Origin of the sequence: Bacteroides timonensis (genome assembly GCF_000513195.1) — a bacterium.
Classification (GTDB): Bacteria; Bacteroidota; Bacteroidia; order Bacteroidales; family Bacteroidaceae; genus Bacteroides; species Bacteroides timonensis.
This window is the reverse complement of record NZ_CBVI010000096.1, coordinates 1-11,549: the sequence shown is the minus strand read 5'-3', so window position 1 is coordinate 11,549 and position 11,549 is coordinate 1. Positions and strand designations below refer to the sequence as shown.

The 11,549-nt window shown below is 41.4% G+C and carries 8 protein-coding genes; 2 read left to right on the top strand and 6 right to left on the bottom strand.

The window, feature by feature from the left end:
* Window positions 1-117 precede the first annotated feature (117 nt).
* Window positions 118-555, top strand: coding sequence for a PepSY-like domain-containing protein (locus BN161_RS18030; RefSeq protein ID WP_007219015.1), 438 nt, complete (start codon window positions 118-120; stop codon window positions 553-555).
* 97 nt (window positions 556-652) lie between these two features.
* Here BN161_RS18030 and BN161_RS18025 read toward each other — a convergent pair whose 3' ends face one another.
* The 6 genes from BN161_RS18025 to BN161_RS18000 form a co-directional block, all read right to left on the bottom strand.
* Window positions 653-1,438: a GNAT family N-acetyltransferase gene (locus tag BN161_RS18025; protein ID WP_044268994.1), complete on the bottom strand. Its 786-nt coding sequence runs from the start codon at window positions 1,436-1,438 to the stop codon at window positions 653-655.
* Between the two features lie 46 nt (window positions 1,439-1,484).
* Complete coding sequence (gene msrB / locus BN161_RS18020) at window positions 1,485-2,531, bottom strand: peptide-methionine (R)-S-oxide reductase MsrB (protein WP_044268993.1); 1,047 nt, start codon at window positions 2,529-2,531, stop codon at window positions 1,485-1,487.
* Window positions 2,532-2,614: 83 nt separating this feature from the next.
* Window positions 2,615-3,388: a DUF5131 family protein gene (locus tag BN161_RS18015; RefSeq protein ID WP_044268995.1), complete on the bottom strand. Its 774-nt coding sequence runs from the start codon at window positions 3,386-3,388 to the stop codon at window positions 2,615-2,617.
* A gap of 410 nt (window positions 3,389-3,798) precedes the next feature.
* Window positions 3,799-6,558 (bottom strand): caspase family protein, encoded by a 2,760-nt coding sequence (locus BN161_RS18010; protein ID WP_044268992.1) that lies wholly within the window; start codon window positions 6,556-6,558, stop codon window positions 3,799-3,801.
* Between the two features lie 25 nt (window positions 6,559-6,583).
* Window positions 6,584-8,767, bottom strand: coding sequence for a WD40 repeat domain-containing protein (locus tag BN161_RS18005; RefSeq protein ID WP_044268990.1), 2,184 nt, complete (start codon window positions 8,765-8,767; stop codon window positions 6,584-6,586).
* Between the two features lie 199 nt (window positions 8,768-8,966).
* Window positions 8,967-10,397 (bottom strand): CCA tRNA nucleotidyltransferase, encoded by a 1,431-nt coding sequence (locus BN161_RS18000; RefSeq protein ID WP_044268987.1) that lies wholly within the window; start codon window positions 10,395-10,397, stop codon window positions 8,967-8,969.
* Between the two features lie 302 nt (window positions 10,398-10,699).
* On the opposite strand from BN161_RS18000, the gene BN161_RS17995 reads away from it, so the two are divergent.
* Window positions 10,700-11,530: an outer membrane protein assembly factor BamD gene (locus BN161_RS17995; RefSeq protein WP_044268985.1), complete on the top strand. Its 831-nt coding sequence runs from the start codon at window positions 10,700-10,702 to the stop codon at window positions 11,528-11,530.
* Window positions 11,531-11,549 lie beyond the last annotated feature (19 nt).

Below are 11,549 nucleotides of genomic sequence, written 5' to 3'. Positions count from 1 at the left end.
AGTTTCACACCGAGAAACAAATCATTCGATAAGGAATTCCAGTTTCTTTCCAGAATCTCCCTTTACCTTTGCAATATCAGAATAAACCAAAGTATTAATTATTAAAAATAGAAGAATATGAAAAAGTTAGTTTTATTATTAGTATGCATGTTCACAATGCACACAATGGTAATGGCGGATAATGACAAACCGATCCAGGTAAACCAACTCCCTGCAAAGGCTCAAACTTTCCTCAATACCTACTTTAAAGATCATAAAGTGGCATTGGCAAAACAGGAAACAGAATTATTCTATAAAAGCTATGATGTGGTCTTCACTAATGGAGAAAAAGTAGAATTCGATAAGGCGGGAGAATGGACAGAAGTTAAATGCCAGCAAAGTGAAGTCCCTGCACAGATCATCCCGGAAGCAATCCGTACTTATGTAAAGACAAACTATCCGGATGTTAAAATCTTACAGATTGAACGGGATAAAAAAGAATATGAAGTAAAGCTGTCTAACCGTTGGGAAATCAAGTTCGACTCTAAGATGAGAGTAATTGACATTGATGACTAAAATAAAAAACAGTAAATCATCGAATAGGAGGAAACACCGCTTCCTCTTATTCGATGATTTACTGTTTTTTGACTTTAAGTTCCCGGATCATTTAATGTTACTTCCGATAGAAATCAAATGCAACGGCACAATGTTTTGTCATAAAGCCACACCGCTCCAGCGTCCTGCGCGAAGCAACATTATCAGCAGCACACCCTGCAATAGGAGTATATCCCGCTTTTAAGCATGATTCTTTAAGATATGAAATAATCATCGTCGCATACCCCTGCCTGCGGAATGCCGGATTTACCCACATTCCTACATCAAAGATATCTTTTCCCGGAAGTACCCGAATAAGATAGCCGCATCCTAAAAGTGCTCCATCCTTTTCATACATAAATATCATCCGGTGCGAAACGGTATAATTTAACTCTTCGGGAGATTCATATAAATCACTATCGTGAATAAGCAACAACGGAATATCAATCTCTTTCGCCTTACGAACGGTTACCCCATCCTGTAAAGGCATCACTATCTCATCAGTGAAGAAACGGAACAGATAGCCACCTATTTCACAGGATTGACAATATGCATGGCAGCAAGCCATAAACAAATCATCAAATGACTTGCAGAAAGCACTCTTAATCTGAAATTCTTTCAATGCTCTTCCGAATATTTCTTCTTTTCGTGAAAGCAGTTCATCATACAGATAGAATTCAATCAGCTCTCCTTCTTCCGACTGAATGAAATACCCCACTCTTTCTTCATCCTGTTCGATACAGAAACAAGTGCCTTTTGCAACAAGCCACTCGCAGTGTAATTCCTGAGGATAACGCAAAGAATCCAGATATTGATTTCTCAGATTCAGAAGTGATGCCAATGGTACAGTTTTAAATTCAATCATAATTCCGTTTTTGCTAAAGATACGAAAGTTTTCCGGATACGAAAAATTACTTTACTAAACTGATATACTCTCCATATCCTTCAGCCTGCATCTTCTCTTTAGGAATGAATCTCAACGAAGCACTGTTGATGCAATAACGCAAACCACCTTTATCTGCCGGACCATCAGTGAAGACATGTCCTAAATGGGCATCACCCGTAGCACTTCGAACCTCTGTGCGTACCATACCATGAGAAGTATCCATCTTCTCATGAATAAGTTTACGGTCAATCGGTTTTGAGAAACTGGGCCAACCACAGCCGGAATCAAACTTATCAGTTGAAACGAACAAAGGCTCACCCGTAGTGATATCTACATAAATACCGGGACGGTGTTCATTCCAATAATCATTGTGAAAAGCCGGTTCGGTTGCATTCTTTTGAGTCACGGCATATTGCTCTGCGGTGAGTTTGGAACGCAACACCGTATCATCCGGTTTACTATAAACAGATTTTTTCGGCATTTTAGCCTTACGCGCCAAGTCAAATAGTTCAGGATGGATATGACAATATCCGCCCGGATTCTTATCCAGATAATCCTGGTGATAGTCTTCCGCCGGATAGAAATTCTTCAAAGGCTTTATTTCTACTGCCAGCGGACGGGGGTAAGCTGTCGCCAGACGGTGCACAGTTTCTTGAATAACCGCTAAATCAGCCGAATCAGTATAATAAATACCCGTACGATATTGGGTACCCCTGTCATTCCCCTGCCTGTTTACGCTGGTAGGGTCGATGGTTTTGAAATAAAGATCTATAAGAAAAGGCAAGTCCACTTTGAGGGGATCATACTGCACTTTCACGGTTTCTGCAAAGTCCGTAGTTCCGGTACACACTTGTTTATAAGTCGGATTGGCAATATTGCCGTTTGCATAGCCGACTTGCGTAGTTTCTACGCCATCAATTAGTTTCAGGAAATACTCGGTTCCCCAGAAACAGCCTCCTGCCAGATAAATTTCCTTAGTTGATTCCATATCTTTTTTCCTTTCTGCCTGCTCTGCCTGATTATCGGCACAAGCCAGACAACTTATTAACAATACAAATATAAGTTGTTTCATATCTTCAGCTCTCCAACAAATCTTACGCTATTGATATATGAATATATAACAATCAAACCGATAGGATAGTTGAACACAAGAGACTACAATATAGCGCTGCCTGTATTCTCTTCTATAAAAGAGGTACGATCCGGCTCATAGTTTATCTCCGCCTTCCGAGCCTGCGAGTGCTGAAATTGTCGGGCTACTTTAAACTCCTTTCCTTCTTTCAATAAATAAGAACCTGTCTGCTTAAACCAGAAACCCACATTGGCTTCTATACATTGACGACGAATCTCCAAAACCCAGTCATAATCGCATACACGCGCCTCCCGTCCAGATTCTCCTCCGGCTACAACCTGCTCAACCCACTCACCTAACTCTCCCTTGAAATCTATCCGACTGAGAAGCGGTTCGCAAATAATAATTTTATGCTTTATGGGAGCTGCCTTATAAATAGGCAGGCGATAGTCAATCCGATCCTGATTCTCCATCGTACAACAGATTGTTACATTATCATATCCTTCTCCCCAATCTGAGGGTAAACAATCCTTCAGTCGGTCAATACGTTTAGTGATAAACAGAAAGTGGAGATCTTGTCTCAACCGCATCATCTCCCATGCTTCAGGACGCCATTCATCAGCGTCTTCCACCAGAAAATCAGAAGTGAAACATGTATAGACCAGATTACCGGAAGGTATCTTGTAAGTTTTGTTTTTCTTTTGCTGCACAGGCAGATTAAACTTCTCTGTCTTTGCCACAACGGAACTATCCTTACCATATTTACCGTCTGTACGATAAACATAGCAATGCTGACAGCCTGTACTAAACTTATGACAGCCATGCCAGGGATTCCACATCGAAGTCTTTACACCTATTCGCAACATATGTTCATTGTCTCCATAACTCTATGTTTTTATTGTTGCTTTCACAAAGTTATGCATTGCCCTTATTCCAGGCAGTATTTGAGTTCTTTTTTATGGAACTTTTACATGCGCTTATGAAAAGAAATCATATTTTTGAGACGGAATAAGTAGATATTCAAAATTGTTTTGTACTATAAATGGGAATTTAGCGAAACGCAGATTAACGCAAATTTTCGCAAAGAATATTGTTATCACACATAGCGCAGTCTTTATTTAATCTGCGAAAATTTGCGTTAATCTGCGTTTTAATAATAAGCCCCTAAATTATCATTTAATTATGATACAGTACTTAAGATGAAAAAAGAAAAGGGACTCTGCAACATTTATGTCGACAGAATCCCTTTTTCTATATTACCAATAAACTAATTCATTGTCGCCGGTGTCTTCAGCTTCACATCTGCCCAATCAGACCATGTAGGAGAAACCATATACTGAGGTTCCTGCATCTTGCCAATCAAAGCAGTAGCTTTCTTCACCTCTGCATTGGTCTTTTCAAACAGTTCTTTCATGGTTAAATCTCCCTTTGCATCCTTGATACATTTAACCAGGAAGTAAGTATAATATCCCTGCTTCTTATCATGATAAACGCTGGAGGTCTGGTCACCGCTACTGGATGAGAAACTCAAGGTATGTCCCTGCGGCAAACCCACCTTCGGTACTACACGTACCCCTTTTTGGGCCAGCAACGGAGCAGCACTCTTGTAACCACCACTAAAGCAAGCATCCAGGAAAACATAAGCTCCCTTGATAGGATAGGTTGCCAGACGTTTATATAAATCCGCCAGAGAAATACCCAGACGAATGTTCTTACCCGTAATATCTACCGGCAGCAGATAAGGTTCTTTCGTAGCCTCATCATTATTACCATGACCGGAATAATAGAATATCAATTCCGCTTCAGGATCAGTACTTGCCATATTCACCAACCAGTCAAGCTGTTCGTGCATCATACCGGCCGTAGCATTCGGAACAACTTTCAGTTGTCCATCAGGTACACCGAATGTACGTACACAATATTCACGGAATACCATAGCATCATTCACGGCATAAGGCACATTAATTTCTGCATTGGCACCGGTGATGCTATAATCTTCGTTACCGATAATCAACGCATAACGGTGGCGGTTCACAGCACCCACAGGAATATCTTGCAGCAACTCAGTATTGAGTCCTAAACTAACATTCTTAAGATCAACCGCCTTACGGACAGCTCCGTCAATCTTGATTGTGCTGGATGCCGTTAAGTATTCACCCACCTTCACCTTATAAGCCTCACTCAGATAAGAAGAACGGGAATCTTCACTTACGCTTACCATCACAGCGATTGAATCACCATCGAAACGCTTGTTCACAAGGAAACCATAATCCAGTGTTGCCACATCACCCGGAGCAATACTATCAATCGTCATTTCGGGTACATCAGTTGTAAACACATTATTCGGCAACTTGAAGTTCAATTTCACATTACGTGCTGTCTTCGAACCGAAATTCTGCAAAGCAAGCGTCAGCTTACCATTCTTACCTAAAGTGATAGAAGAACCTTCGGAAGCAAAGAACTGATGATCCGCCACACGCAGGCGCGGCATAGCATATTCCTGTGTATTAACAATCAATTCTGACGGATCAGCATCAAAACCATTCGCTTCGAATGCATAGATATTAATCTTGGCCAGTGCCGAGGGCATTTCTTTCTTTACCAGATAACGGAAAATGTATTGCTTCGAAGTTCCTGCGGGAATATTACCACCATCCAACTCACGGGGACCGTCGAAATATTCATCATATCCCTGTTGTTCGGAAAGACGGAGGCGGATGTTATACGCATCTCCCTGTCCCTTATTCTCAACAGAAAATTGAACAGCAAAACTTTCACCGGCATCTATTACCTTATTATTATTACCATCAATAAAACTATCCACATGAATGACCAACATAGCAGGTTCCACCGGCACAGGAGCAGATTCCTGTTGCTGTGCCACTCCTTCAGTCTTCTTCAATGCCTCATTATAGGCCAGCAAACGGGATGGGAAAGAAGTATATGAAGCACCGTCAGTAATAATTTTCATCAAGACTTCATACTCAGATTTCATATCCATATACTGATATACCCCTGCCAAGCCCTGCATATACATTTTGGATGAAGGTTCCTTTTCCAGAATTTTCAGGAACAGGTCTTTAGCATCCAGCAGATAACCGGAAGCACGTTGACGTACCAACGCATATTCGGTATCATTAGCAATAGTAGCACCGTTATTCACAATTTCCGTAGCTACATTGAAATTAACACGCGCCAATCCGGTAAGCAACTCAAAACTATCGGGATGGAGAGCATACAAACGCTTGTAGATATCAAGCGCTTCCTGATTCTTTCCCTGGCGTTCCAAAATACGTGCCTTGATGGGCAATACCTTATCATTATTGGGATCAACTTCAAGAATACGATCAATGGCCGACAGTAACTTCGGCATATTGTTCGTGGCAATATGCACATTCACCAGATTATAAAGGAAATCAAGCGAAACAGGATACTTGGCTATGGCTTCCTCCAAAACACGTTCCTGTTCAGAATAATTCTTCTGCGACTGATAAATCATATTCATATATACATAGCAGTCTTTCTGCTGTGTATCCGTTCCCGTGCTTAAATACTCCTGGAAATACTTCAACGCCTGCGAATACTTTTGGAGATTGTAGGCAGATACCGCCGCATAATATACTACAGAAGCATAGCGGTTATCTTTGGGAAGCAACTCGCTCTGAAAAATCTTCAGCCGGGGCATCTCAATATAAGCTGCCGCAAAATCCAGCGCCTTAGAGGGTTGCTTCTGTTCGGAATAATACACTGCACCATTCAACAGATAAGGATACATAGCACGCAAACGATTCTTGGCGCCACTCAAATACTGACCGTTATCCGGTGCTTCCACAACTTTCATGAAATTCTCGTAACTGTCCAGCAAATAGCCATACATACCCGTCACGTTCGTTCCTTTATCGCGCTCACTTTCAAAAAGCACATATTGTTGGTTAGCACGCTTAGAAGCAGCAGCGGCATCCTGTGCCACTACTCTCCCATATGCTCCCAACATTAAAATGATTGTCAGTACTAAAAAATTCTTCATATTTATTTATTAGCTCCTCACTAAATTATTTTGCAGGAAAAGCATCCATGATTACAAACTCTACGTTAATCTTACGGAATTCACCACCGCGTTCTTTGGCTACTTCCACATGATATTCATATTCGTTCTTGGTGTTATCCAATGTGGTTACATTCTTTTCAATATAATTCTTCACACCTGCCGCACGCATCAAAGCCAACTGTTCATTAGCAGTGATACCCGAAGCCTTTGTTACGGTAATATTATCAAGATTACCATTCTTATAATAAGGTTCATCGATAAATTCGCCATATTGTCCGTTATAGGCAATGCGCCCGCGAATAGGACTTGCATCGGCAGAGCCGGTAACAATGACCTTCACTTGTTTACCTTCAGACAGATACTTGGAGAAATCGCCTTCAAAAGCATTCTTGATTATCTTCATCAAAGACATTGCGGCATTGGAACGTTCAATATCATAACCACCTGACGGGAAGTCCTCCTTTGCAGAAAACTCTTTGTTGATCACCTCATACTGGTAGCCCACTTTGTAGTTCAGAATCTTATTACCATTAGCATCCACACCCGGAATCACTTCTGTCCTCACATCAATCTGTGTATTTTCCGTAATCAGCTTATCCTGCTTCTTTTCTTCGATTACAGCTTCTTTGATCTCCTTCAGCTGAATTTCTTCACGACTTGCCTGCTGCATAATTTCCAGCGGAACAAAGTTTTCATCTGCTTCCAGAGCAGTCAACTTGGTGCGACCGATATTATCATAAATATAGACCTTATTTGTAGTCTCATTACGCACTTCTACATAAGCCAACTCAAATTCGTCCTTATCATTCAATACATAAACCGCGTTATCAAACTTCAGGTTCTTGCCATCCTTGAAATCACCTACTTCATTTGAAGGCACTTCCAAAGCAATCGCGGGCAATGCATTAAATCCGATGTTCAGCATATTCTTGGAAGCGTCATATTCTCCCACGAAAGGATTATCAATAGAGATGCGGTCGCCTGCCAACTCCGTTGCCACTTCCTGAGCAAACAATTGTTGTTGCTTCAGACGAGTCTCGTCATTCACACGGATAGCATAATCTTCCATGGACTCACCCTGCATCATCTTCACCCACTCGTTCATCTTAGCATCCACTTCCTTACTCATCAATTTACCAAAGAAAGGATTCAAACCATTAGCATCCCAGAACACAAGTCCTTTGGCGCGATTGGAAAGCATGAATACATCGCTCGTTTGCTTGTTCACAAAGAAGCGACTACCCGTCACACCACCCGGATTTTCATCCAATGTCTGTTCAGGCACACTGTTTTTCAAGTTCATGATGACAATAGCGTTACCATCTTTAACTACACTGATATATTTGCCATCCGGATGAAAGGACGGAGAAGTCAGTGTTCCACCTATCTTATCAAAGATATCCACCTTATCCCATGTCTTTGTGTCGAAAATAGTCAGACGCTTGTCTGCCGTCACAACAGCCATTTGAGAAGCATCGGCAGAAAAGACCAATTCAGTTACTTCGGCAGGCATCGGAAGAGAAGTACGCAGTTCTTTTGTCTGGAAATTCCAGATATCGATATTCTTACCGGTTCCGGCAGCGATAAAATAGTTGTTGGGACTCATAGTAATAGCCGTTGCCACAGCTTTTCCCTGAATATAAGCCTGAGGCAAATATGCTTTTGTATCGTAAACTATGATTTCTCCTAAAGAATTGGAAACCAAAAAATTGCGTGCATCAGCACCATAGCACATGGCAACAGGAACAATGTCTCCCTTTGATGCATTTTTCATCAACTCAGCGCCTACAGGTCCGGGCACAAAGAAATTCAGATTCTTCCTGCCCTTCAGTTCCTTACTCTTACGCTGCTCTTTCAGTTCAAAAAGCTTTTTGTTCCGGTCGCGAAAAGAATAAATACTAACAGGTTTCTTCCCCCGCATCAAAGCCAGTGAGCTACCCGTAGGGTTAAAGGCTATTTTATCAACATCTCTCAGATCAACAATAGGGATATCGCGAATCGTAAGCAAAGAACCATCTGACAGGAAAGCTGTACAAAACGTTGTATTGTCAAATGCCGAAATACGTTTCGCTGAAGGAAAACTTCTCTTCACTTGCACCTGAGCCATTGCCTGACCACCCAAAAAAGCAGCCACAATACAAAATGCAATACCCTTCACCGGGCGGAACCACATTTTCATTTCATCCATATCTTTAATGTTTATAATAGTTTATGTTTCATACTATTTGCAAATATAAACATTAAATTCCTATCAAGCGGTCAACAAATTCCTGTTTTTTTTGTTCAAGGAGGCTTTTAACAGGATAAACAGGTGAAAAACAAGATTAAGAGGATCAAAAAGATAACTATGCGGAATATTTATTTGTCACGGAAATCAGTGACAAATATTAAGAATGTTTCAATCCCATCTTTTCAGCACGCTGCAACATAAAAGTGCGTGCAGCCTCGTATTCATTGGCTATCACTCCATCCAAAATAGCATCTTTAATGGCGCTTTTCAAAGTTCCTACCTGCTGGCAGGGTTCCAGATTGAAAGTTTTCATGATTTCTTCTCCACTGATAGGCGGCTGGAAATTGCGAACGCGGTCGCGCTCTTCAAGATCCTTCAGTTTCTGACGCACCAGTTGGAAATTATTAAGAAAACGTTGTTTGCGCTCCATATTCTTGGACGTAATATCAGCTTCACACAATGTCATCAGATCATCAATGTCATCTCCGGCTTCAAAGAGAAGACGACGTACTGCAGAGTCGGTTACCACATCATCAGCAATGACAATAGGACGCATGTGCAAACTTACCAGCTTCTGTACATACTTCATTTTTTCATTCATCGGCAATTTCATTCTCCGAAAAATCTCCGGTACCATCTTCTCACCAATGAAATTATGATTGTGGAATGTCCAGCCTGCACGAGGTTCCCAACGTTTGGTAACAGGTTTCGCTATGTCATGCAACAGGGCAGACCAGCGCAACCAAAGGTTATCTGTTTTGCGACTGATATTATCAAGTACTTCCAAAGTATGATAGAAATTGTCCTTATGAGCCCGTCCGTTGCGGGTTTCCACACCTTGCAATGCGGCAAGTTCCGGAAAAATCAGCGGCAACAGTCCGGAACGATCCAAGTCAATAAAACCTTTGGAAGGAACAGGAGAGAGCAATATCTTATTTAGTTCATCCGCAATACGTTCCTTAGAGATAATAGAAATACGTTCACAATTGCGACACAAAGACTCGAACGTAGCATCATCAATATAGAAATTCAATTGGGTAGCAAAACGGATGCAACGCATCATACGCAACGGATCATCACTGAATGTTATATCCGGATCAAGCGGCGTACGGATAGTCTTTTCTTTCAAATCTTCAATGCCACCAAAAGGATCTACCAATTCTCCAAAACGGCTTTGGTTCAAACAGACAGCCAGTGCATTAATAGTAAAATCACGACGATTCTGATCATCTTCCAACGTACCATCTTCAACAATGGGTTTACGCGAATCACGTTGATATGATTCCTTACGCGCACCTACAAACTCCACTTCTGTCCCACGGTATTTCACCTGTGCAGTACCGAAATTCTTGAATACAGCCACGTGCGCTCCACGCCCCAAACATTTGCCCAATGCTTCAGCCATTTCTATACCACTGCCAACCACTACGACATCAATATCCTTAGAAGGGCGTTGCAAGAAAATATCGCGTACATATCCACCGACCACATAGCATTCCAATCCCAATTCATCTGCCGTCTCGGATATCCGTTTAAATATGTCGTCACTAAAATGTTGTTTCAATTCTTCTGCTGTCAACTCAACCATAATACACCTTTAAAAAAATAATCATATAGTTCTCATTCCGGAGAACAGAAAGTCTTTTGGTCTATTTTTCCACCTTCCATGTATCCGAGCCGTGTCATCCTCGTATTTGCTCCGTACCTATACGCTTGGACTTGGTACGGACCAGGTACGGCTTTGATACGGACCAGGTACGGTGAGGACAAATAATTGTTCCAAACATCCGATATCTTAAGAAAACTAAAATACCATTTATCTATATTTGAGGCTGCAAAGATACGGATATTATTTATAATTTTGTCCTCACTAACAGAAGAACAACAGTTATGAAGACAATGATACTTCTTGCGTGCCTCTGTTGCACGCTCTTCTCTTGCGAGAATGTGGAGAAAAAAGCCGGTGAAAAATTGCAAACCGCCCGCGAAGCTTTTGAACGGGGAGACTTCAGTGAAGCAAAAATGCAGATTGACAGTATCAAGATACTATACCCCAAAGCTTTTGAAACTCGTCGTGAAGGCATCAGCCTGATGCAGCAGGTAGAACTGAAAGAACAGGAAAAAACACTTGTTTACCTGGATAGCCTGCTTCAAAAGAAACAAAGCGAATTGGATGCTATAAAAGGGAAATTCACTTTCGAAAAAAATGCCGAATATCAGAAAATAGGCAACTATTTGCACCCCTCGCAAGTGATAGAAAAAAATCTGCATCGTTCATATCTCCGCTTCCAGGTGAACGAAACCGGACAAATGAGCATGACTTCCATTTATTGTGGTCCAAGCAATATTCACCACATCAGCGTAAAGGTTATCGCACCCGATGGTAGTTTTGCTGAAACACCCGCCTCCAAAGATAGCTATGAAACAACTGACCTGGGGGAAAAGATAGAAAAAGCTGATTATAAAATAGGAGAAGACGGCAATGTTATCGGTTTCCTTTATCTGAATAAAGACAAGAATATTAAAGTGAACTATCAGGGTGAACGCCCCTACTCCACTACGATGACTCCGGCAGACCGCCAGGCAATGGCCAGTGTTTATGAACTGGCACAGTTACTTTCATCTATCACTGAAATTAAGAAAGAGATGGAAGAAGCAAATCTGAAAATAGAGTTTGTGAAACGGAAGATACAGGAAAAGGAAGAACACCAGACGATGTAATAAATATTATAACGAACGC

Coding starts and splice junctions, on each gene's coding strand:
- BN161_RS18010 (WP_044268992.1), bottom strand. CDS start 6,558: ATGAAGAATTTTTTAGTACTGACAATCATTTTAATGTTGGGAGCATAT.
- BN161_RS18000 (WP_044268987.1), bottom strand. CDS start 10,397: ATGGTTGAGTTGACAGCAGAAGAATTGAAACAACATTTTAGTGACGAC.
- BN161_RS18030 (WP_007219015.1), top strand. CDS start 118: ATGAAAAAGTTAGTTTTATTATTAGTATGCATGTTCACAATGCACACA.
- BN161_RS18025 (WP_044268994.1), bottom strand. CDS start 1,438: ATGATTGAATTTAAAACTGTACCATTGGCATCACTTCTGAATCTGAGA.
- BN161_RS18005 (WP_044268990.1), bottom strand. CDS start 8,767: ATGGATGAAATGAAAATGTGGTTCCGCCCGGTGAAGGGTATTGCATTT.
- msrB (WP_044268993.1), bottom strand. CDS start 2,531: ATGAAACAACTTATATTTGTATTGTTAATAAGTTGTCTGGCTTGTGCC.
- BN161_RS17995 (WP_044268985.1), top strand. CDS start 10,700: ATGAAGACAATGATACTTCTTGCGTGCCTCTGTTGCACGCTCTTCTCT.